The organism is Pseudomonadota bacterium (assembly GCA_016719885.1).
Taxonomy (GTDB): domain Bacteria; phylum Pseudomonadota; class Gammaproteobacteria.
The window spans coordinates 15,546-36,529 of record JADJYF010000003.1; the positions used below are offsets into that span (position 1 = coordinate 15,546).

General features: G+C 65.4%; 22 protein-coding genes. 12 read left to right on the forward strand and 10 right to left on the reverse strand.

Annotated features, from left to right (window positions below):
- Positions 1–5 precede the first annotated feature (5 nt).
- The 6 genes from can (at position 6) to IPM80_03125 (ending at position 6,623) form a co-directional block, all read left to right on the forward strand.
- On the forward strand, positions 6–602 hold the full coding sequence (gene can / locus IPM80_03100; GenBank protein MBK8957423.1) for a carbonate dehydratase: 597 nt from the start codon (positions 6–8) through the stop codon (positions 600–602).
- Between the two features lie 258 nt (positions 603–860).
- A complete protein-coding gene (locus tag IPM80_03105; GenBank protein MBK8957424.1) occupies positions 861–2,288 on the forward strand; it encodes an amidase in 1,428 nt (475 codons plus the stop codon).
- A gap of 100 nt (positions 2,289–2,388) precedes the next feature.
- The gene (locus IPM80_03110; GenBank protein MBK8957425.1) at positions 2,389–3,897 is read left to right on the forward strand and encodes a PAS domain S-box protein; all 1,509 of its coding nucleotides are present in this window, start codon (positions 2,389–2,391) and stop codon (positions 3,895–3,897) included.
- The gene (locus tag IPM80_03115) at positions 3,894–4,502 is read left to right on the forward strand and encodes a response regulator transcription factor (GenBank protein ID MBK8957426.1); all 609 of its coding nucleotides are present in this window, start codon (positions 3,894–3,896) and stop codon (positions 4,500–4,502) included. The genes IPM80_03110 and IPM80_03115 overlap by 4 nt, the downstream gene beginning before the upstream one ends.
- Before the next feature lie 920 nt (positions 4,503–5,422).
- Positions 5,423–6,178 carry a helix-turn-helix domain-containing protein gene (locus tag IPM80_03120; protein ID MBK8957427.1) on the forward strand — a complete coding sequence of 252 codons (756 nt, stop codon included), beginning with the start codon at positions 5,423–5,425 and terminating at the stop codon, positions 6,176–6,178.
- Positions 6,179–6,197: 19 nt separating this feature from the next.
- Positions 6,198–6,623, forward strand: coding sequence for a response regulator (locus IPM80_03125; GenBank protein ID MBK8957428.1), 426 nt, complete (start codon positions 6,198–6,200; stop codon positions 6,621–6,623).
- A gap of 422 nt (positions 6,624–7,045) precedes the next feature.
- On the opposite strand, the gene IPM80_03130 is transcribed toward IPM80_03125, so the two are convergent.
- The 7 genes from IPM80_03130 to ccoN form a co-directional block, all read right to left on the reverse strand.
- Positions 7,046–7,555, reverse strand: a complete 510-nt coding sequence (locus IPM80_03130) for a FixH family protein (protein ID MBK8957429.1) — start codon at positions 7,553–7,555, stop codon at positions 7,046–7,048.
- Entirely contained in the window at positions 7,552–8,961 is a 1,410-nt protein-coding gene (ccoG, locus tag IPM80_03135) for a cytochrome c oxidase accessory protein CcoG (protein ID MBK8957430.1), read from the reverse strand. The genes IPM80_03130 and ccoG overlap by 4 nt, the downstream gene beginning before the upstream one ends.
- Positions 8,954–9,247 carry a hypothetical protein gene (locus IPM80_03140; GenBank protein ID MBK8957431.1) on the reverse strand — a complete coding sequence of 98 codons (294 nt, stop codon included), beginning with the start codon at positions 9,245–9,247 and terminating at the stop codon, positions 8,954–8,956. Before IPM80_03140 ends, ccoG begins: the two co-directional genes overlap by 8 nt.
- Before the next feature lie 189 nt (positions 9,248–9,436).
- Positions 9,437–10,357, reverse strand: a complete 921-nt coding sequence (gene ccoP, locus IPM80_03145) for a cytochrome-c oxidase, cbb3-type subunit III (GenBank protein ID MBK8957432.1) — start codon at positions 10,355–10,357, stop codon at positions 9,437–9,439.
- Positions 10,358–10,359: 2 nt separating this feature from the next.
- Complete coding sequence (locus IPM80_03150) at positions 10,360–10,545, reverse strand: cbb3-type cytochrome c oxidase subunit 3 (protein ID MBK8957433.1); 186 nt, start codon at positions 10,543–10,545, stop codon at positions 10,360–10,362.
- A complete protein-coding gene (gene ccoO / locus IPM80_03155) occupies positions 10,545–11,153 on the reverse strand; it encodes a cytochrome-c oxidase, cbb3-type subunit II (GenBank protein ID MBK8957434.1) in 609 nt (202 codons plus the stop codon). The genes IPM80_03150 and ccoO overlap by 1 nt, the downstream gene beginning before the upstream one ends.
- A 15-nt stretch (positions 11,154–11,168) precedes the next feature.
- Positions 11,169–12,584: a cytochrome-c oxidase, cbb3-type subunit I gene (gene ccoN, locus IPM80_03160; GenBank protein MBK8957435.1), complete on the reverse strand. Its 1,416-nt coding sequence runs from the start codon at positions 12,582–12,584 to the stop codon at positions 11,169–11,171.
- Positions 12,585–13,048: 464 nt separating this feature from the next.
- Between ccoN and IPM80_03165 the strand changes: the two genes are divergently transcribed.
- On the forward strand, positions 13,049–15,511 hold the full coding sequence (locus IPM80_03165) for a heavy metal translocating P-type ATPase (protein ID MBK8957436.1): 2,463 nt from the start codon (positions 13,049–13,051) through the stop codon (positions 15,509–15,511).
- A 12-nt stretch (positions 15,512–15,523) separates the two neighbouring features.
- Positions 15,524–15,688: a cbb3-type cytochrome oxidase assembly protein CcoS gene (gene ccoS, locus IPM80_03170; GenBank protein MBK8957437.1), complete on the forward strand. Its 165-nt coding sequence runs from the start codon at positions 15,524–15,526 to the stop codon at positions 15,686–15,688.
- A gap of 10 nt (positions 15,689–15,698) precedes the next feature.
- Here the strand turns inward: ccoS and IPM80_03175 are convergent, their stop codons facing one another.
- Entirely contained in the window at positions 15,699–16,523 is an 825-nt protein-coding gene (locus IPM80_03175) for a sulfite exporter TauE/SafE family protein (GenBank protein MBK8957438.1), read from the reverse strand.
- A gap of 33 nt (positions 16,524–16,556) precedes the next feature.
- Here IPM80_03175 and IPM80_03180 point away from each other — a divergent pair, with 33 nt between their 5' ends.
- Together IPM80_03180 and IPM80_03185 are read left to right on the forward strand one after the other, a co-directional pair.
- Positions 16,557–17,111 carry a CBS domain-containing protein gene (locus IPM80_03180; GenBank protein ID MBK8957439.1) on the forward strand — a complete coding sequence of 185 codons (555 nt, stop codon included), beginning with the start codon at positions 16,557–16,559 and terminating at the stop codon, positions 17,109–17,111.
- Between the two features lie 33 nt (positions 17,112–17,144).
- Positions 17,145–17,459 carry a TraR/DksA family transcriptional regulator gene (locus tag IPM80_03185; protein ID MBK8957440.1) on the forward strand — a complete coding sequence of 105 codons (315 nt, stop codon included), beginning with the start codon at positions 17,145–17,147 and terminating at the stop codon, positions 17,457–17,459.
- A 77-nt stretch (positions 17,460–17,536) separates the two neighbouring features.
- On the opposite strand, the gene IPM80_03190 is transcribed toward IPM80_03185, so the two are convergent.
- Positions 17,537–18,664, reverse strand: coding sequence for a hypothetical protein (locus IPM80_03190; protein MBK8957441.1), 1,128 nt, complete (start codon positions 18,662–18,664; stop codon positions 17,537–17,539).
- Between the two features lie 26 nt (positions 18,665–18,690).
- Complete coding sequence (locus tag IPM80_03195; protein ID MBK8957442.1) at positions 18,691–19,161, reverse strand: universal stress protein; 471 nt, start codon at positions 19,159–19,161, stop codon at positions 18,691–18,693.
- A 177-nt stretch (positions 19,162–19,338) separates the two neighbouring features.
- Between IPM80_03195 and IPM80_03200 the strand changes: the two genes are divergently transcribed.
- Complete coding sequence (locus IPM80_03200; protein MBK8957443.1) at positions 19,339–19,710, forward strand: c-type cytochrome; 372 nt, start codon at positions 19,339–19,341, stop codon at positions 19,708–19,710.
- 54 nt (positions 19,711–19,764) lie between these two features.
- Positions 19,765–20,964: a CoA transferase gene (locus IPM80_03205; GenBank protein ID MBK8957444.1), complete on the forward strand. Its 1,200-nt coding sequence runs from the start codon at positions 19,765–19,767 to the stop codon at positions 20,962–20,964.
- Positions 20,965–20,984: the final 20 nt, after the last annotated feature.

The following is a 20,984-nucleotide window of genomic DNA, read 5'->3' on the forward strand; positions in this document are numbered from 1 at the left end:
AGACCATCGACATGCTTGAGAACCTCTTCCAGAACAACGCCACCTGGGCCAGTGAGCGCATCAAATCCGACCCGGAATTCTTCCGCCGCCTGGCGCGCCAGCAGGCCCCGGAATACCTGTGGATTGGCTGCAGCGACAGCCGCGTGCCGGCCAACGAGATCATCGGCCTCGACCCGGGCGAGGTGTTCGTGCACCGCAACGTCGCCAACCTCGTCATCCACTCGGACATGAACTGCTTCTCGGTGCTGCAGTTCGCGGTGGAGGTGCTGAAGGTGCGTCACATCATCGTGTGCGGGCACTACGGGTGCGGCGGTGTGCGTACCGCCCTCGATGACGTGTCCCATGGCGTCATCTCCAACTGGCTGCGCCCCATACGCGAAATCGCCGACCTGCGCGCCGACGAGCTGGCGCAGACCGAGTCGCGCAGCGAATTCGAAGACAAGCTTTGTGAGTTCAACGTGCAGCGCCAGGTCGATAATGTCAGCAACTCGACCGTCGTCACGGACGCCTGGCGACGTGGCCAGGAGGTGACCATTCACGGCTGGGTCTACGGTCTGAAGGACGGTCTGCTGCGTGACTTGCGCGTCAGCAGGAGCGGTTGAGAGCGGGCGCCGCATCTAATTCGATTGATTAAACAATGAATTCAATTCATTGTTTTTAAATGATATAGAGGCTTCGGTTGAAGTGATTTCGAGAGAATGCGGCAAGCCATTGAATCAATGACGGTCGAATCCCTGTTTCGGTCGTGTTTTCAGAAATAATTAGAAGTTATTGTTTATCAAAAACAGATAGATGAGATCCATATCTAACGTAATTAATTGAACAAGCCGCCCGACCCATGTCGGGCCCGAGGGGAGTCCATGAAAGCAGCTGATCTCGACCTTTGTTATCTCAGCGCCACCGAGGCGCTCGGTCGTTTCGCCGATCGCAGCCTGTCGCCGGTAGAACTGTGCCAGGCCTTGATAGCGCGCAACCAGGCGGTCAATCCCGCGCTCAACGCCTTGACCGACACGTTCTTCGACGAAGCCCTTACCGAGGCCCGCGCCGCGGAGAAGCGCTACGCCAATCCCAAGAGTGCGCGCCGACGCCCGCTCGAAGGTCTGACGGTCGCCATCAAGGACTTCCACTCGGTGAAGGGCCGTCTCACCACCTACGGCTCCAAGGCTTACGCCAACTTCAAACCGGATAACACCGCGCCCACCGTCGAGCGTTTGCTGAAGGCCGGCGGCATCCTGTTCTCGCGCACCACCACCCCGGAGTTCGCCCACGCCGGCATCACCAAGAGCCCCCTGTGGGGGGTGACGCGCAATCCCTGGAACACCGACTGCACGCCGGGCGGCTCGTCGGGCGGCGCGGCGGCGGCAATCGCTGCCGGCATGGCAACGCTGGCCGACGGTACCGACGGCGGCGGTTCGTGTCGCATCCCGGCCGCTTTCAGCGGCGTGGTCGGCTACAAGCCGCCTTTCGGCCGCAACCCGCTCGACCGCGAACACCCGCTGGAAAACCTTCTGCACTACGGGCCCATCACGCGCTCGGTGGCGGATGCCGCGCTGATGCAGAACGTGATGTCGGGCCAGCACGTGGCGGACCAGTGCTCGCTGCGCGAGAAACTGGTGCTGCCGACCGACTTCGAGGGCGTTCGCGGCATGAAGATCGCCTTTTCCCTCGACCTCGATTATTTCCAGGTCGCGCCCGACGTGCGCAACAACACGCTCGAGACCGTGCGCGCACTGAAGCGCCTGGGCGCCAAGGTCGAGGAGGTGACCTTGGGCTGGAACTACGGCGTGATGGACGCGTGGATGACACGCTGGGAAGGCATATTCTCCGACATCGCCGGCCACCTGCTGCCGCGCTGGCGCTACGAAATGACGCCGCTGTGCGTGAAGCTGGTGGAAAACGGCCTCGCGCACAACGCGGCGCGCTTCTATCACACCAACGTCACGCGCGGTGAGATGTTCAAGGGCCTGGGCGCGGTGCTGGAACGCTACGACGCGCTGGTGTGCCCGACGCTCGCGGTGTCCAGCCTGCCGGCGGATCACGACGACGGCGGCCCGGACATGCTCATCAACGGCAAGGCCGTGCCGGCCTATCTCGGCTGGGCCATGACCTATCCCTTCAACCTCATGGCCTGGTGCCCGGTGATGAGCGTGCCGAGCGGCTTCGGTGACGGCGACATGCCGACCGCCGTGCAGGTGGTGGGACGCACCTTCGACGACCCGACGGTGTTCCGCATCGCCACGGCGCTGGAAAAGGCCCGGCCTTGGCGCGGGCGGCGGCCGGCGATTTGAGGCGCACGGCGCGCGGCGGCGGCTTGCATGCGGCCGCGCCAGCCGTGAACATGCCGGCCGGCGCCCTCGGGGCGCCCATCGCCCTTGCCTGCGAGAGCCCATGAGCGTCACTTCGTCCAGTTTCGATCAGATCAACGCCCGTTTCCGCGGCGTCATCGACGCGGCGGTGGACGGCATCATCCTCATCGACGAGGCCGGCATCATCGAGACCTTCAACCCGGCGGCCGAACGCATCTTCGGCTGGACGGCCGACGAGGTCATCGGGCACAACGTCTCGACCTTGATGCCCGAGCCGGACTCCAGCCGACACGACGGCTACATCAAGCGCTACCTGGGCGGCGACGCGCCGAAGATCATCGGCATCGGTCGCGAGGTGGTCGGTCGCCGCCGCAACGGTCAGCTGTTCCCGATGGAGCTCGCGGTCGGCGAGCTGCACGATCTGACCCCGCGTCATTTCGTCGGCATGGTGCGCGACATTTCCCAACGCCGCGCCATGGAGCAGGCGCTGGCGGCGCGCGAGCAGGAACTCCGGCTGATGTTCGATGGCGCGCCCATCGGCATGTTCACCGCCGGTCTCGACGGCAGTTTCAACGAGGTCAACCCGGCGCTGGTGCGCATGCTCGGCTACGGCGCGCCGGAGCTGCTCAAGATGCGCTGCCTGGACTTGACCCTGGAGGCTGACCGCCCGGCACTGGAGCGCGCCTACCGGGGACTGGTGAGCGGCATACGCTCGTCGTTCAACCGCCTGCTGCGCTGGCAGCGCAACGACGGCGAACTGTTGTCGGTGGAGCTGCACGCGGCGGTGGCGGGCGGCAGCATGAGCGCCGGATTCATCATCGGCCAGGTCATCGACCACAGCGAGCGGGTGCGCTCGGAACTCGAATCACGCGAGGCCCGCGAGCGCCTGGCCCACGTCGGGCGGGTGACGACGCTCGGCGAGATGGCCTCGGCCATCGCCCACGAAATCAACCAGCCGCTGACCGCCATCTCGTCCTATTCCCAGGCCTGCATCCGCTTGATGAACCAGGGCAATGCCGACCAGCAACTGCTGCTGGAGTCATTGCAGGCGATCGCGGCCCAGGCCCTGCGCGCCGGCGACGTGGTGCGGCGTATCCGCGGTTTCGTCGGTCACCGCGACGGCGGCCGCGAGAGCGTGGCGCTGAACGACGTCATCGCCAGCGTGCTGGAATTGGCGGCCATCGACGCCGCCGCCAACCAGGCGCAGATCACCACCGAGCTCAAGGCCGACCTGCCGGCGGTGCTGGTCGACCCGGTGCAGATCCAGCAGGTGTGCCTGAATCTCATCCGCAACGCCATCGACGAAATGATGGACCTGCCGGAGGCCTCGCGGGTGCTTAACATCGAAACGCGGCTCGGCGAGGAGGGCGTGGAGGCGGTATTTACCGACGTCGGGCCGGGCGTGGCGCCGGCCATGCGTGAGCGCCTGTTCCAGCCGTTCCAGACCACCAAGGTCGAAGGCATGGGCATGGGCCTGTCGATCAGCCATTCGATCATTTCCGCCCACGGCGGCAGCCTGCGATACTCCGATGCGCCGCAGGGCGGCGCGCGCTTCACCATCACCCTACCCGTGGCTCTGAGTTCCGTATGACAACGCTAGAACAAACGGTTTTCGTGGTCGACGACGACGTCGCGGTGCGCACTTCCCTGGCGCTCTTGATCCGTTCCATGGGCCTGACCGTCGAGGCTTTCGAGTCGGCCCATGCCTTCCTGTCGGTGTGTGACCCGGAGCGTTCGGGCTGCCTGGTGCTGGACATCCGCATGCCGGGCATGAGCGGGCTGGAAATGCAGGAAGAGCTGCAGCGCCGCGCCATCGGCCTGCCGGTGATCTTCATCACCGGCCACGGCGACGTGTCGATGGCGGTGCGCGCGATGAAGCTCGGCGCCGTCGATTTCATCGAAAAGCCGTTCAACGACCAGCACCTCCTGGACCGCATCAACCAGGCCCTGGAGGTCGACCGCACCGCGCGCGCGGCGCGCGCCGAACGGGCCACGCTAGCCTCGCGCATCGATCTTTTGTCGCCGCGCGAGCGCGAAGTGATGGAGCGCATCGTCGCCGGCCAGGCCAACAAGGTCATCGCCATCGAACTCGGGCTGTCCGAGCGCACCGTCGAAATCCATCGCGCCAAGGTCATGACCAAGACCGGCGCACGCTCCCTGGCGGAACTGGTGACAATGGTGAATCGGGCGGGGTGACTCGCTTTGCCCTTGTGGGTCCGACTTCAGTCGGACATTCGTTGCCCACGACCGCGGCCCGCGCTGCGGGCCGTCAGACTGAAGTCTGACCCACGGGGTCATGACCAAGACCGGCGCCCGCTCCCTGGCGGAGCTGGTGACGATGGTGAACAGGGCGGGGTGACTCGCTTTGCCCTTGTGGGTCCGACTTCAGTCGGACATTCGTTGCCCACGACCGCGGCCCGCGCTGCGGGCCGTCAGACTGAAGTCTGACCCACGGGGTCATGACCAAGCCGGCGGCTCCTGGCGGACTGGTGACGATGGTGAACGGGCGGGGGACTCGCTTTGCCCTTGGGGTCCGACTTCAGTCGGACATTCGTTGCCGACGGGCCCCGGGGCCGTCAGCGAAGTCTGACCCACGGGGTCGACCAAGCGCGGACGGGGGGCTGCCCTTGGGTCCGACTAGTGCGGGCCGTCAGACTGAAGTCTGACCCACGGGGTCATGACCAAGACCGGCGCCCGCTCCCTGGCGGAGCTGGTGACGATGGTGAACCGGGCGGGGTGACTCGCTTTGCCCTTGTGGGTCCGACTTCAGTCGGACATTCGTTGCCCACGACCGCGGCCCACTCCGCGGGCCGTCAGACTGAAGTCTGACCCACAAGGTCATGACCAAGACCGGCGCGCGCTCCCTGGCGGAGCTGGTGACGATGGTGAATCGGGCGGGCTGACTCGCTTGGCCCTTGTGGGTCCGACTTCAGTCGGACATTCGTTGCCCAGGACCGCGGCCCACTCCGCGGGCCGTCAGACTGAAGTCTGACCCACGGGGAATCTGCGCCGCTACGTAGTTCCCGAAGGCCTTTACGCGTAACCGCGAATTTCCGCAGGGCGGCGGCCTGCCTATAAATGCCCCATACGATTATTCACATGTCTGGGGACCTGAAATGCGCAGCAACGTGTTCGATTTTCCGAAACTCGCGGTGTCCTGTGGCGAGTGCCAGTGGTCGCGTTCCTGCGTGGCCCATGGCTTCGCGGTGGCCGGCGCGGGCGAAGAGGGCCCGGGGCTGCGCTGCTCGGCGCCGCTGAAGCGCAATACCCACGTCTTCCAGCAGGGCGAGCCGCTGGAGTTCCTGTACATCCTGCGCTCGGGTTCGGCCAAGTCCTATTTCGACAACGCCGACGGCCTCGAGCAGATCGTGGCCTTCCATTACCCGGGGGACCTCCTGGGCTTCGACGCGGTGGCCAACGGCCATCACCAGACCGCGGTCATCGCGCTGGAAACCGCGTCCCTGTGCCGCATTCCCTTCAGCTCCATCGAGACCGTCGCGTCGCGCACGCCCAAGCTGTGGGCCGAAGTGATGCGTTCGGCGGCGCGCCAGATGATGGAAAAGAACAACCACGCGCTGCTGCTCGGCCAGAAGTCCGCGCAGGCGCGCTTCGCCAGCCTCCTGCTGTATCTCTCCAACCGATTCGCGGCACGTGGCTGCTCGCGCACCGAGTTCAACTTGAGCATGCCGCGCCAGGACATCGCCAACTACCTGTCGTTGGCGGTGGAAACCGTCAGCCGCCTGTTCGGCGACCTGCAGATCCAGGGCATCATCTCCGTCGACCGTCGCTACGTGCGCATCCTGTCGCTGGAGAAGCTGCGCGCGATTGCCGGTGAGTCGGCCAACGCGGCGGCCCGTCTCGGCTCGCTGTAAAGCGTCAAGCATGGCCGCTATGCGAGCAGACCACGCCGGGGCGCGCCAAGCCGCGCCCAGCGTACTGGTGGTGAACCAGGATCCGGTCGCGCGCAATCGTATCGTGGCGGTGTTGGCCGCCGCCCAGTTCGACGTCAGCGCCTGTGCCAGTGCCGCCGAGGCCCTGGCCCTGCTGCGCATCGCACCTCGCAACGCCATGGTCGTCGATGCATCCCTCGAGGGGGGCAGCAGCGTCGACCTGCTGCACGCCTGCGTGGCGGCCGGTATCGCACCCACCACCATCATGACCACCGCGCGCGGCGAGATTGAATCCGCCGTCGAGGCGCTGCGCGAGGGCTTCAGCGACTACGTCGCCGAACCCTACGACAACCGCCTGACAGAGGCGCTGCTCAGCGCCCTGGCGTCGACGTCCGACACCCCCAGCACGTTCAAGCGCAGCGCTTAGCGCATTGTGGGGGCCGGGGCCCGATGCGTGAGGGGGGGCGGGGGGGGGGGGGGCTGGCGCCGCGCGCGGCGTGGGGGGAGGGGGGGAAGACCCAGGCGGGGCGGGCCGCCCCGGGCGGGGGCACGGCGGGGGGGGGGGGGGGGGGGGGGGGGGGGGGGGGGGGGGGGGCGCCCCGGCGCGGGGCGGGGGGGGGGGGGGGGCGGGGGGGGGGGGGGGGGGGGGAGGGACTTCAATCTGACTGACGATGCTTCAGGTGGTGGCGGGGCAAGTCAGGCTGAAGCCTGACCCGCAGAATTTCCTGGAGACTTCGTGCGATACCCTTGGCAGTCTCGACCGCATTGTGGGTCGGACTTCAGTCTGACTGACGATGCTTCAGGCGATGGCGGCGCAAGTCAGGCTGAAGCCTGACCCACAAATCTCGCCTACGGCCGTAACTCGCCCTTGGCATCCACGCTCACGCGTTTCACCACGCGCCAGGTGGCGGTCGAGGCATCCACGTACCAAGGACCGGCTTCGAGCTTGCCGACCTTGCCGACATAGACGCCGTTGCCGGCGTGGGTCATGGGCAGCTTGCGGTCGACGTCGTCGCGCGTGGCGTGGTTGAGCGTGAGGTCGATGAGGTCGGGGAAGGCGAAGCCCGGGTTGGCGCTGAAGCGCAGGGTCAGCGCGCCGTCGCCGGACAGCTCCGGGACAAGGGCGAGGCCGGCGGCCTTGGCGCGGTCTTCGCGCACCAGCACCTTGTTGATCTCGAGACCTTGCTTGTAATAGTCGTCCACCACCAGCGTGTCCGAGCCTTTCATGGCGATGACCAGCGTCACGAAGGACGCCACCACCACCACCGCCGGCAGGCCGAACACCAGCCACGCGATGGGTTCCTGGTGCCAGCGCGCGGCGACGCGCGGCGGGGTGCGGGTAACGGTGCTGTCGTTCATGGCCTTGGCCCCAGGAATTTGGCGTTGTGGGTGAAATTGAGCGCGGCGTCGTCGGCCGCGGTCAGGGTGAAATGCACGGTGGTGCTGACCGCCTCGAGGTTCTCTTCCTGCGCACGCAGGATGACCGGCACATCGAGCACGCCACCGGCAGGCACCGACACGGCGCCGTTCGCCATCGACAGTTCCAGGCCTTCGATGCCGGTGGCCGTGACGTGGAATTCGCGGGCGTGGTCGGCGAGGTTCAAGACTTTCAAGGTGTAGACGTTTTCGATCTTGCCGGCGCGCTCACGGTAGAGCTGGTTGCGGTCACGGATGACGTCGAGGCCGAGCGGTGAGCGCGACAACAACAGGTACATGAACAACAGGCCCACCGCGCCCAACAGGCCGCTGTAGACCAGCACGCGCGCGCGGATCACGCGGCTCGGCTTGCCGTCCAGCGCGTTCTGGGTGGTGTAGCGGATGAGATTGGGCGCGTAATCCATCTTCTTCATCACGTCATTGCACACGTCGACGCAGGCCGAGCAGCCGATGCACTCGTACTGCAGGCCGTTGCGGATGTCGATGCCGGTCGGGCACACCTGCACGCACATCGTGCAGTTGATGCAGTCGCCGAGCCCGCGCGCCTTGGGATCGGAGCCGGCCTTGCGCGAGCCGCGCGGGTCGCCGCGTTCCTTGTCGTAGGAGATGATGAGGGTGTCCTTGTCGAACATCGCACTCTGGAAGCGCGCATAGGGGCACATGTACTTGCACACCTGTTCGCGCAGGAAGCCGGCGTTGCCGTAGGTGGCCAGGGCATAGAAACCCATCCAGAACGCTTCCCACGGGCCAACGGTGAAAGTCGCCATTTCGTGACCGAGCTTGGCGGCGGGCGTGAAGAAACACACGAAGGTGAAACCGGTCCAGGCGGCGAAGCTCACCCACAGCAGCTGCTTGGTGGCCTTGATGCGCAGCTTGCGCGCGCTCCAGGGCGCCTGGTCGAGCTTCATCTGTTGCTGGCGCGTGCCTTCCACCAGCCGTTCCATCCACAGGAAGACTTCCGTCCACACTGTCTGCGGACAGGCATAGCCACACCACAGGCGGCCGGCGAGGGCGGTGAACAGGAACAGCGACAGCGCGCTCATCATGAGCAGCAGGGTCAGCAGCAGGAAGTCTTGCGGCCAGAAGGTCAGGCCAAAGACATAGAACTTGCGGGCGGGCAGGTCGAACAACACCGCCTGGCGACCGTCCCACGACAGCCAGGGCAGGCCGTAAAACAGGCCGAGCAGCACGAACACCGCCGTGGTGCGCAGCGCGGCGAACGTGCCGTGCACTTCGCGCGGATAGATTTTCTGGCGCTTTTCGTACAGCGCCTGTTCGACGTTGGCCGGCGTGGCCGGCGCGGAAAGATCGGGAGTCGGTTCAGTCATCAGCATGGGGAGTCTCGGTGACGGACTCCGATGAGGGGGGGTAGGTGAATGCCACCGCCAGTACACCGGAGGCCGCGGTCAAAAGCCAGAACAAAAAGAATCCAATCGTGTAGGCGCCGGTTCGACTGACCTCCGGGAATGTCACGCAGAAGCGCAGTTCCTCGGGATCGATGGCGCTGAAAAATACCCCTGTCGCAACGGCGGCAAGCAGGAAGGACAACCACAGTACGGCACCAAAGCGTGCGGGTACGGGCATCCAGCGGGTCGGCACAAAGACTGACAGCATGTTTGGACTCGGATGTTGGCGCTTGAAGCGGCTTACATTACATCTTCGCGGTGCGTCGTGCTCGTCGTGGATGGCGTCCGTCCTGTCCATCGCCCATCTGTCGCGAGGTCGTGCGCGGACTGGCGGCCATCCCTTGTCAGCCGCCCAGCCATGCCGGGCTCCGACCCGGCATGACCAAGCTGCGTCGCCTTACTTGGCCGGCGCGTTGCCCTTGGTGAAGCTGTACACGTAGGCCGCCAGCAGGTGCACCTTGGCATCGCCGAGGAACTCCTTGTGTGCCGGCATACGGCCATTGCGTCCCTTCTCGATGGACTCGACGATGCGCTCGCGCGAGCCGCCGTACAGCCAGATGTCGTCGGCGAGATTGGGCGCGCCCATCGCGACATTGCCCTTGCCGTCCGGCCCGTGACAGGCCACGCAGGTGGTGCTGTACACCTTCTGCCCGGCATCGACCTGCGCCGGGTCGACCTGGCGACCGGCGAGGTGCTCGACATAGGAGGCCACGTTCTGCGTGCCTTCGGCACCGATGATCGCGCCCCATGCCGGCATCGCCGCCTGGCGACCAGCCAGGATCGACTGCTCGATGGCTTCCGGCGTGCCGCCGTACAGCCAGTCGTTGTCGGTCAGGTTGGGGAAGCCGCGCGCACCGCCGGCGTCCGAGCCGTGACACTGCGTGCAGTAGGTCGCGAACAGGCGCTTGCCGACGCCGAGCGCCTCGGCATCGTCAGCCAGCTTGGCGATATCGGTGCTCTTGTACTTCTCGAAGAGCGGCCCATAGGTCGCGTCGGCCTGCGCCATCTCCGCTTCATATTGGCTTTGCTCGGTCCAGCCCAGCATGCCCTTGTAGGTGCCGAGACCCGGGTAGGCGATGAGGTAGCCGATGCCCCACACCAGCGTGATGTAGAACATGTTGAGCCACCATTTCGGCAGCGGGTTGTTGTACTCCGACAGATCGCCGTCCCAGGTATGACCCATGGTCTCGATCTGCTCACCGTGGACGCGCTTCTTACCCTGCGCCTGGTACCAGGTGAACCACAGCAGGACCACGATGCTGACCACCGTCGTCACCGCGATGAGGATGCTCCATATTGCACTGTTGAAATCAGCCATGGTCAGCGCACTCCCTTATCAATCTCTAAATCAATCTCGAACTTGTCGTGTTCGTCGTCATCCAGCGGGATGCGCGCGGCCTCGTCGAACTCGGCCTTGCGCTTGCCGCTCATGGCCCAGGCCGTGACGCCGAGAAAGATCAGCGCGGCGATCACGGTCCAGGCGGAGAAGAAATTACTCATGGCCATCACCTCCGGGTCTTGACCGCCGTACCCAGGTTCTGCAGGTAGGCGATGAGGGCGTCGGCCTCGGTCTTGCCCTTGAGGGCTTCCGGTGCCTTGGCGATTTCATCGTCGCTATAGGGCAGTCCCAGGGTGCGCAGCACCGTCATGCGCGCCGAGATGGTGTCGGTCGGCAGTTCCGTCTTCTCCAGCCACGGGTAGCCCGGCATGATCGACTCCGGCACCACGTCGCGCGGGTTGTTCAGATGCACGCGGTGCCAGTCGTCGCTGTAGCGGCCGCCGACACGGTGCAGGTCCGGACCGGTGCGCTTGGAGCCCCACTGGAAGGGGTGGTCGTAGACGAACTCACCCGCCAGCGAGTAGTGGCCGTAACGCTCGGTCTCGGCGCGGAACGGACGAATCATCTGCGAATGGCAGACATAGCAGCCTTCGCGGATGTAGACGTCGCGTCCCGCCAGTTCCAGCGCGCTGTAGGGCTTCAAGCCTTCCACCGGCTGGGTCGTGCTCTGCTGGAAGAACAGCGGCACGATCTGGATGAGACCGCCGACACTGATGGTCAGGATGATCAGGATCATCATGAACCCGATGTTGGTTTCGATTGCTTCGTGTTTCATCGACGTATGTCCCTATCAGTGCGCCATGGCCGGCGCGGGAATGTCTGCCACTACCGGCTTGACGCCGCTGCAGGTGCGCCACAGGTTGTAGGCCATCACCAGCGTGCCAGCCAGGTACAGAAGACCGCCCAGGGCACGGATGATGTAGAACGGGTGAGTCGCGTTGACCGACTCGATGAAGCTGTAGGTCAAGGTGCCGTCGCTGTTGACCGCGCGCCACATCAAGCCCTGCATGACACCCGCCACCCACATCGCGGAGATGTACAGCACGACGCCGATGGTCGAGACCCAGAAATGGAATTCGACGAGCTTCAGGCTGTAGATTTCGCGGCCGTAGAGGCGTGGCAACAGGTAGTAGATGCAACCCAACGACATGAAGCCCACCCAGCCGAGCGCACCGGAGTGCACGTGACCGATGGTCCAGTCGGTGTAGTGGGAGAGGGCGTTGACGGTCTTGATCGACATCATCGGCCCTTCGAAGGTCGACATGCCGTAGAACGACACCGCGACGATGATGAAGCGCAGCACCGGGTCCGAGCGCAGCTTGTGCCAGGCGCCGGACAGCGTCATCACGCCGTTGATCATGCCGCCCCAGGAGGGCGCCAGCAGGATGACCGACATCACCATGCCCAAGGACTGTGTCCAGTTCGGCAGCGCGGTGTAGTGCAGGTGATGGGGGCCGGCCCAGATGTAGGTGAACACCAGCGCCCAGAAATGCACGATCGACAGGCGGTAGGAGAACACCGGTCGCTCGGCGAGCTTGGGGATGAAGTAGTACATCAAGCCCAGGAAGCCGGCGGTCAGGAAGAAGCCGACCGCGTTATGACCGTACCACCACTGCACCATGGCGTCCTGCGTGCCGGCGAACACCGAGTAGGACTTGGTGAGCGTGACGGGCAGCGCCAGGCTGTTGACGATGTGCAGCACCGCGATAGTGATGATGAAGCCGGCGAAGAACCAGTTGGCGACGTAGATGTGCTTCACGCGCCGCTTGGCGATGGTGCCGAAGAACACGACCGCGTAGGCCACCCACACCACGGCGATGAGGATGTCTATCGGCCACTCGAGTTCGGCGTACTCCTTGGAGCTGGTGATGCCTAGCGGTAGGGTGACCGCCGCCAACACGATCACGAGCTGCCAGCCCCAGAACGTGAAGGCCGCCAGGCCGTCGGAGAAGAGCCTGGCGTGACTGGTGCGTTGCACGATGAAGTATGAGCCGGCGAACAGCGCGCAGCCGCCAAACGCGAAGATCACCGCGTTGGTGTGCAGCGGACGCAGTCGGCCGAAACTCAGCCACGGCAGGTCGAAATTCAGCGCCGGCCACGCCATCTGCGCGGCAATGATCACGCCGACCAACATGCCGACGATGCCCCACACCACCGTCATGACGGCGAACTGCCTGACGACCTTGTAATTGTAGGTTTCCGTCATTGCTCAGTACTCCCAATTAAAATCCAATCAAAATCATGCCCGGCACGAGACCGTGCTGTGACGCCGCAGGCCGGCTGCCGTTGTGGCGTGAGTGCCGAGAACAGCTGGAACTCGCGTTGCGTTTACGCTTTGAGTATTCGCTGTTTCATTGGAAAGTAAAGTGACGCACGTGCAGCAAAACAGGCATGATCTGGATCAAGTCGATCTGCCCGATAGGGGTATGTCCCTATAGGTTTAGGTGCCGATCGGACATCGTCACAGGCTCATGGTTGCGATTCGTTCGCATGCTCGAGGTCGCATCGATGTCGATGCGGGGCAATTCGATCAAGCCATGAAGCCACGGCCATGGCGCGCGGAAATTTGCGCGCATACAACAAATCACTCGCTGACCTGGATCAAGCCCGGCGCTGCTTGAGCACTGATAGTGGCGGCGCGCACACTCCACGCCTATGCCCCGCAATTCCATGAACGCTCCGCTCGCCGCGTCCCTGACCGCTCTGTCCGCACCTGCCGCGAGTGCGGCCACGTGTTTTCATTGCGGCGAGCCGATAGCGGCCGGGGTCGACTGGCAGGTGGAACTCGATGGCCGCCTCGTGGCGCTGTGCTGCCCGGGCTGTGCGGCCGCGACCAGCGCCATCCGCGATTTCGGCCTCGGCGATTACTATCGCCATCGCGACAGCTTCGCGCCACGCCCCCAGCAGGACGAACTGCCCGGCGATCGCTACCAGGTGTACGACGACGCCGACATGCTGGCGCGCTTCGCCAAGGTCGAGGGCGCGGTGGCCAGCGCCGACCTGACCCTGGCCGGCATGAGCTGCGCGGCCTGCGCGTGGCTGCTCGAATCGCGCCTCGCCCATGCGCCGGGCGTCGATCGCTTCGAAGTGCACTTCGCCTCGCGCCGCGCCAGCGTGCGATGGCGCGTTGCCGATACCGGCCTGTCACGCATTCTCGACGCGGTGGCCAGCCTCGGTTACGACGCGCGGCCGTTCACACCGGATGCGCGGCGCGCGCAAATCGAGGCCGAGACCGGCAGCCTGTTGCGCGCGCTCGGCGTCGCGGCGCTGTTCGGCATGCAGGTCATGATGATCGCGTTTGCCTTCTATACCGGTGGCATCGAACCCGACATGCAGCGCTTCCTGCGCTGGACCAGCCTGGTCATGAGCGTGCCGGTGGTCGGCTACTGCGCGCTGCCGTTTTATCGCACCGCGTGGGCAGCGGTGCGCGCCGGCGGCCTGGTGATGGAGGTGCCGGTGGCGCTCGCCATCCTGCTGGCCTTCGCCGGCAGCGTGTGGAACACGGTGCTGGACCAGGACGCCGTGTATTTCGATTCGGTGTCGATGTTCGTCAGCCTGCTGCTCGCCAGTCGCTATCTCGAGATGCGCGCGCGCGCCGTCGCCAGCGGCCGGCTCGAGGCGTTCACGGCGCTGGTGCCCGACGGCGCCTGCCGCATCCGGCGTGATGCCGACGGCGAGCATTTCGAAACCGTGCCGGCCATGCGACTTGCGCCGGGCGAGACCGTGCTGGTGCGCGCCGGCGAGACCATTCCGGCCGACGGCGTGGTGAGCGCGGGCGACAGCGCGGTGGACGAATCGATCCTGACCGGCGAGGCCCTGCCCCAGGTGCGCGGTCCGGGGTCACGCGTGCTGGGCGGCAGCGTGAATCTGGAATCGGTGCTGCGCGTGGAAGTGACGGCGGTGGCGGCGGAGTCCTTCGCCGGGCATCTCGCGCAACTGGTGCGCGCCGCCGCCGAGGCGCGGCCGGCCGGGGTGGAACTCAGTCAACGCGCGGCGCGCTGGTTCGTGGCGGCGGTGTTGTTGGTAAGCGTGGCGACCGCGGTGTTCTGGTGGCAGCACGATACCAGCCGCTGGTTCTCCATCACCCTCGCGGTCCTGGTGGTGTCCTGCCCGTGCGCGCTCGCAATCGCGGTGCCGGCGGCGCTCGCCGCCGCCCATGCCAGCCTGCTCGGCGAAGGCATCGCGGTGTTGGACGGGCGCGCGCTGGAGCGGCTGGCGGCCGTCAGCCATTGCCTGTTCGACAAGACCGGCACGCTGACGGTCGGCCAACTCGCTTTGCGCGATATCGAGTGTTACGGCGGCGTTGAGCGCGGTGATGCGTTGAAGCTCGCCTGCGCGCTGGCGCAAGGCTCCAATCACCCCATCGCCCGCGCCCTGCGCGCGGTGCCGGAGGCGGGCGGCGTGCAGGCCGTCACCCATCACGAGAGCGTGACCGGCGCCGGCATGGGCGGGCGGCTGGCCGGTGCGCACCTGGCCTTGGGCTCGGCCGCCTACATGGCTAGCCTCGGCGTGGCGCTGCCGTCACCTCACGCCGAACAGGAACAGCCGGGCAAGGAAGCGTGGTTGGCGCGCGATGGTCAGTGCCTCGCGCGCCTCGAATTCGACGACCGCCTGCGCGACGATGCGCAAGACCTGTTCACATGGTTGCGCGGTCATCACTACGCCACCGCCATCGTCAGCGGCGATCGCGCGCCGGTGGTGGAAGCCCTGGCGCGCGCTTGCGGCGTGAAGGACTTCCAGGCCGCACGCACACCCGCCGACAAGCAGGCCGAGGTGGCGCGCCTGCAAGGCCAGGGCGCGGTGGTGTTGATGGTCGGCGACGGCGTCAACGATGCGCCGGTGCTGGCCCAGGCCGACGTCTCGATCGCGATGGCCGACAGCGCCGCCTCGGCGCGTCAGCAGGCCAGCGTGCTGTTGCTGACGCCGCAGTTGTCATCGGTGTCGCGGGTGTTGGAAGTGGCGCGCCGCGCTCGCCGCATCATGCGCGAGAATCTTTGGTGGGCGGTGCTCTACAACGTCATCGCCCTGCCGCTGGCCGCGGCCGGCTGGCTGGCGCCGTGGGCGGCGGCGCTCGGCATGTCGGTCAGTTCGCTGGTGGTGGTATTGAATGCGTTGCGCCTGGTGCGGCGCTGAGGATACGGGGCCTTGGAAATCATCTACCTGCTGATCCCGGTGTCCGCGGTGCTGGTGATCGTGATTGTGGCGGGCTTCCTGTGGGCGGCGCGCTCTGGGCAGTTCGACGATCTGGAACGGCGCGGCCGCGACATCCTGCACGACGACGACGGGCCGAGTTCGACCCACGACAAGTAGATCCGCCGCGCTACGGCGATGCCGCGGGCGAGTGGTGGTGCATGTGCTGGCTGTGGTCCATGGGCGCCGCCGGATCCATGCCCGGCATGGGGCTTTCATGCGGCACGGGCGCGTCATGCCCCGAGTGGCCCGCATGGCCGGCATGCAGGCTCGGCAAAAGGCTGTCGATGAATGGCGTGACCAGACCCGCGCCTATCAACAGCAGCGCAGCGCAGAGGCGCAGCAGCCGTCCGCGAAACAGCGCGCCCGCGCGACTGCCCAACCAGAAACTCGCGAGCAGCGCCGGCAGGGTGCCGAGACCGAAAGCCACCATGATCGCGGATGCGCGCCACGGCGAGGCGCTGGCCAGCGCCAGCATCAAGGTCGAATACACCAGCGCGCACGGCAACCATCCCCACACCATGCCGAAAGCCAGCGCGCGTGGCGTGGAGTTGATCGGCATGAGGCCACGGCCCAACTTCTGCAGATGTCGCCATACACGCAGCCCCAAGCCCTCGAACAAGGCGCCGCGCGGCAACCAGCCGGCGAGCGCGAGGCCGTTCAGGACCAGGATCGCGCCCGCCGCGTAGCGCAGGGCGCGATAGCCAAGTTCGCGATCGAACAGCGTTAGGGCGCTGCCGCCGACGGCGCCGAGCAAGGCGCCGGCCAGCGCGTAACTCAGGATGCGGCCGCCGTTGTAAGCGAGCGCGTAGCGCAGCGGTGTCACGGCGCCGCGCGGCGCGGTGGCGACATTCAAGGCCGCGACGATGCCGCCGCACATGCCCACGCAATGCACCTGGCTGGCGAGACCGAGATTGAAAGCGACCATGAGGTCGAGCGCGGTGCCGGAATTCATGGCGCGCAGTGTGCGTGAAGGCGGGCGGGGTGAATGTTGACCGCGATCAACGTGGTTTCCTTGTGCGTCAATAAGCTGCAAGCTGTGCGCGTTTCAGCCAACGCGAAGGCCAGCATGACCCAGTCACTCGTTCACACCTTGGTCAAGGATTGCATGACATCGACGGTGATTGCCGTCAGCCCCTATGACACCCTGGCGCGTGCCTACGAGTTGCTGATGGCCAACCGCATTCGGCGCCTGCCGGTGCTGGAGGGCGAGCGCCTGGTCGGCATCATAACGCTGTCGGACCTGCTCGAAGTCAAGCAATCCGATCCGGCCCATCGCCACTCCCTGCAAGAGATTGCGCAGGAGCTCGCACGGCTGGTGGTGAGCACCGTGATGCGCGCCAAGCCGATCTGCATCTACGACAATGACACCGTCGGCCACGCCGCCGAACTCATGCTCGAAAACAAGATAGGCGGCCTGCCGGTCATTGACGCCAACGAGCGCCTGGTCGGCGTACTGACTGAATCCAATCTCTTTCAACTGCTGGCCCGGCAGTGGCGCGACGACAACCTGATCTTCTCCGGTGTCGTTCCGCGCGGCTGAGCCAGACCTGCGACATTACCCGGGAAGCAAGCCATGACCGACTTCAGTGCCTACAAGCAACAATTGCTCGAACTCGAGCGCGAGCTCAACGAACGCCGCGCGCGCTTCGATCAGCATGGCCGCGGCGGGGTGCCGGCGGACTTCGAAGACCAGGCCACCGCGCGCGAAAACGATGAAGTGGTGGAATCTCTGGGCGAACAGGCGACCGCCGAACTGGCGCAGGTCAAGGCGGCCTTGACGCGCATCGAACTCGGCAGCTACGGCACCTGTGTGCGTTGTGGCGAGGCGATTGCAGAAGCGAGATTGCGCGCGGTGCCGTTTGCCGTAGCCTGCGCCAGCTGCGGATGAGATCGGCCGGGGTGCGATTGAATTCGCACCCCGGATCTTGACGATACGCCGCCGGCGCGCGGCGATGCCATAGTCCCTCAGAACACCTGCTTCTTCAGCGCCGCCATGTCCAGGATGGCGCGCGATTCCTTCTGCTTGGCCAGATGCTCGTCGTGGATGTAGCCGTATTCCTCGAGAATGCCGTAGGCATCCTTGGCGTAGGGGCCATGAGGGTCGGACTGGATAGACGCGGCCATCAGCATTTCCAGCTCCGGCACGGCCGGCTCCGGCTCGCTGGTGCGCAGCGCAATCACGCCGAGCTTGTAGTAGATCTCGCCGCGCTCGGCGGCCGAGGCCTTGGGGTGGGCTTTCAGCCAAGTGCGCATGACGCGCGCCGCGACCAGGTCTTCGACCGCGCGCAGCCGGTTGCCGGGCGCGAGGGTCAGGCGCGTGGCCTGGTCGAATATCTCGCGGGCGCGGGCGAGGTCCGGTGCGCCATTCATGGTCGGCGCGAGTTCGACCAGGGTATTGCGCCAATGCTCGAGGCGGTGGGCGATGAAGTAGGGCAGGTCCTTGCGCGCGCGGTAGCCGTCGAGGAATTTCACCACGCGATCGTTGGATTCGCCGGTCGAGATCGCAAGGCGCAGGTAGCGCAGCATGATGCCGCGATAGTCGGCCTCGATCGGGTCCAGCGCCGGGTCTGACAACTGCTGTTCGAACAGGCTCAAGGCGGCGTCGAACTGGCGCGTGGCGATGAACAGCAGCGTGCGCGATTCGGGCTCGACGTTATTGGCGTTCATGCGCGCCATGAGGCGCTGGCCGAACAGATCCTGCGACTGCGACGGCAGGCGCGAATGGCAGGCCACGCAGTGATCGGTCAGTTCCATCAACGAGTAGTAGGCGTAATCCGGCCATTCGGCACGGAACGACACGCCGATATCCTGCACCAGGCGGTCGAAAGAGCGGGCCAGCAGGCGGAACTCGGCGTCTTCATCCTCGGCGTGCTTGACCAGCGTGCCGGACGCCGCCGTCAGTACCTTGAGTTTCTCTTCCACCAGTTCCTTGTCCCATTTCGAATGGGCGTCGGCGTTGCGCACGCTGAGCGGCAGCAGGTAGGCGATGGCGTCGTAGACCTTGTGCATGATGTCGGTGGTCTTTTCCGCCGCCGTCGCCGACTGCATGGCGACGCCGAGCACGAGCACGGCAAGAGTTCGCGAAATATTCATAAAGAGCCCTGGTTGGGAAATCGGAATCAACGGACCAGCGTCACCGGACAATGGGCGTGGCTGGTGACCTGGGTACTGACGCTGCCGAGCAGCAGCTTGGAAAAGCTCGAACGGCCGCGGGTGCCGAGCACGATGAGGTCGCAGGCCTTGTCGTCGGCGTAGGCGCAGATCTGTTCCGACACCTGGCCCCACAGCTGCACGGTGGCGCCGACATGCACGCCCTCGCCGCAGGCCTTCAAGGTGTCGGGCAAGGTGGTCTCGGTGGCGTGCTGTTCGACGGTCTCGCGGATCTCTTCGGCGCTCATGGCGGAGTAGGGCACGGTGGCCGGCCAGATGGCAGGGCCCATGGCGTTCAACATCACCGCGTCGTCGTTGTGCACGGTGACGATGTCGATGTTGGCGCCGGTCTCGCGCGATAGCATGCCGGCAAAGGCGGCGGCATGCAGTGCGTGGTCGGAACCATCGGTCGCAAGCAGGATTCGTTTAATCGTTTCCATGGCGAATGGCGCCTCCGCGCAATATCATGAGGAGCAGCATAGGTATTACGAAAGTATATGAAATCAGGGATTACCGAAACCATCGGCCTCGCTGTCAGCGGTGGCGAGTATCGCCGTGCGGCGCGGCTGGCCGCGCTGATCGTGATCATGCTGTGCGCCTTGTCGTGCATGCCATCGATGGCGGCGGACAGCGCCAAGGCCGTCAACGCCGATCCGCCCCTGCAGTCGGGCATAGAAGCTGGTCGCCAACGCTTCGAAATGAATTGCGCTATCTGCCACGGCCTCGATGCGCGCGGCAATGGTCCGTTCGCCGAACTGCTGAACGTCAAGCCGCCGGATCTCACCTTGTTGTCGCGGGCGCAGGGCGGCGATTTTCCTTTCAGTCGCGTCTACCGTCGCATCGACGGGCGCGACCTGCCGCTCGCCCACGGCACGCGCGACATGCCGATCTGGGGACGACGACTCAAGCGCGAAGGCGGCGATGAAACCTATGTGCGGGGTCGCCTGTTCGAGATCATGCTGTACCTCGAATCGCTGCAACAGATCTGAACGCCGCGCGAGCGAACAATTGCACAAACGGCGCGCGCGCCGAAGGGGACTCAAATGATACTGAAAGGCATACGTGTACTGGATTTCACCCAGTACCTGGCCGGCCCGACCGTGACACGCCTGATGGTGGAAATGGGCGCGGAAGTGATCAAGGTCGAACGCGCGCCGGCCGGTGACCCCTCGCGCTTGCTGCCCGCCATGAAGGACGGACGCAGCGCCTATTTCGTGCAACAGAATCTCGGCAAGCACAGCCTGTGCATCGACCTCAACCACGACGCCACGGACGAGGTGATCAAGGACCTGGTGTCCAAGGTCGACGTGGTGGTGGAGAACTACGGCCCGGGCGTGATGGACAAGCGTGGCTGGGACTTCGAGTCGCTGAAACGCGTCAATCCGAAGCTCGTGATGGCTTCGATTTCGGCTTTCGGGCGCGACAGCCCTTTGTCACACAAGACCGGCTTCGACTGGATCGCGCAGGCCTTCGCGGGTTTCATGCACATGACGGGGCCCGCCGACGGTCCGCCGCACCCGGTCGGTGTCGGCATCGCCGACGTGTCGGCCGGCGTGCACGCTTTCGCCTCCATCGGTTATGCGCTGTTCAACCGCGAACGTACCGGTGAAGGCCAGTGGATGGATATCTCGATGATCGACTGCATCTTCGCCATGCACGAGATCAACCTGCAGGTGCCGCAGGTCAACCCGGACTTCGTGCCCAAGCGAGTCGGCGCGCACCATCCCCTGATCTGCCCCTGCGGTGTCTACAAGTCGCCGGATGGCTACGTCGCGGTGCTGGTCGTGCAGGGGCAGTGGAAGAACATGTGCAAGGCCATGGAGCGTCCCGATCTCGAAACCGATCCGCGTTTCGCCGAAGGCCTGGCGCGCGCCAAGCACCAGGCCGAGTTGATTCCGGTCATCGAGGACTGGATGGGAAGCTTCGACAGCGACACGGCGCTGCTCGAACGACTCGACGCCCATCGTGTGCCCTGCGGGCCGGTGCTGAGCCCGATGGATGCCTTGACTCATCCCTACTTCAAGGGCCGGGGTGCGATCCGGCCGGTCAGCGACCCGATACTCGGCAACCTCATGCTGCCAGGCTTTCCGCTGCGCTTCTCGGGCCAGAGCGATTATTCGGCCAAGGTCGCGCCGCTGCTCGGCCAGCACAACGCGCAGATTCTCGCCGGCGTGGCGGGCTACGACGCGGCGCGTATCGCCGACCTCGGCGAGCGCGGATTGCTGATGAGCGGCGATCGCTGAGCAACAGATTCGAAGACACA

Coding starts and splice junctions, on each gene's coding strand:
- IPM80_03130 (MBK8957429.1), bottom strand. CDS start 7,555: ATGAACGACAGCACCGTTACCCGCACCCCGCCGCGCGTCGCCGCGCGC.
- IPM80_03185 (MBK8957440.1), top strand. CDS start 17,145: ATGACCGACTTCAGTGCCTACAAGCAACAATTGCTCGAACTCGAGCGC.
- IPM80_03165 (MBK8957436.1), top strand. CDS start 13,049: ATGAACGCTCCGCTCGCCGCGTCCCTGACCGCTCTGTCCGCACCTGCC.
- IPM80_03140 (MBK8957431.1), bottom strand. CDS start 9,247: ATGCTGTCAGTCTTTGTGCCGACCCGCTGGATGCCCGTACCCGCACGC.
- IPM80_03115 (MBK8957426.1), top strand. CDS start 3,894: ATGACAACGCTAGAACAAACGGTTTTCGTGGTCGACGACGACGTCGCG.
- IPM80_03180 (MBK8957439.1), top strand. CDS start 16,557: ATGTTGACCGCGATCAACGTGGTTTCCTTGTGCGTCAATAAGCTGCAA.
- IPM80_03120 (MBK8957427.1), top strand. CDS start 5,423: ATGCGCAGCAACGTGTTCGATTTTCCGAAACTCGCGGTGTCCTGTGGC.
- IPM80_03195 (MBK8957442.1), bottom strand. CDS start 19,161: ATGGAAACGATTAAACGAATCCTGCTTGCGACCGATGGTTCCGACCAC.
- ccoP (MBK8957432.1), bottom strand. CDS start 10,357: ATGGCTGATTTCAACAGTGCAATATGGAGCATCCTCATCGCGGTGACG.
- ccoG (MBK8957430.1), bottom strand. CDS start 8,961: ATGACTGAACCGACTCCCGATCTTTCCGCGCCGGCCACGCCGGCCAAC.
- ccoO (MBK8957434.1), bottom strand. CDS start 11,153: ATGAAACACGAAGCAATCGAAACCAACATCGGGTTCATGATGATCCTG.
- IPM80_03190 (MBK8957441.1), bottom strand. CDS start 18,664: ATGAATATTTCGCGAACTCTTGCCGTGCTCGTGCTCGGCGTCGCCATG.
- IPM80_03175 (MBK8957438.1), bottom strand. CDS start 16,523: ATGAATTCCGGCACCGCGCTCGACCTCATGGTCGCTTTCAATCTCGGT.
- IPM80_03125 (MBK8957428.1), top strand. CDS start 6,198: ATGCGAGCAGACCACGCCGGGGCGCGCCAAGCCGCGCCCAGCGTACTG.
- IPM80_03200 (MBK8957443.1), top strand. CDS start 19,339: ATGGCGGCGGACAGCGCCAAGGCCGTCAACGCCGATCCGCCCCTGCAG.
- IPM80_03110 (MBK8957425.1), top strand. CDS start 2,389: ATGAGCGTCACTTCGTCCAGTTTCGATCAGATCAACGCCCGTTTCCGC.
- IPM80_03150 (MBK8957433.1), bottom strand. CDS start 10,545: ATGGCCATGAGTAATTTCTTCTCCGCCTGGACCGTGATCGCCGCGCTG.
- ccoN (MBK8957435.1), bottom strand. CDS start 12,584: ATGACGGAAACCTACAATTACAAGGTCGTCAGGCAGTTCGCCGTCATG.
- IPM80_03205 (MBK8957444.1), top strand. CDS start 19,765: ATGATACTGAAAGGCATACGTGTACTGGATTTCACCCAGTACCTGGCC.
- IPM80_03105 (MBK8957424.1), top strand. CDS start 861: ATGAAAGCAGCTGATCTCGACCTTTGTTATCTCAGCGCCACCGAGGCG.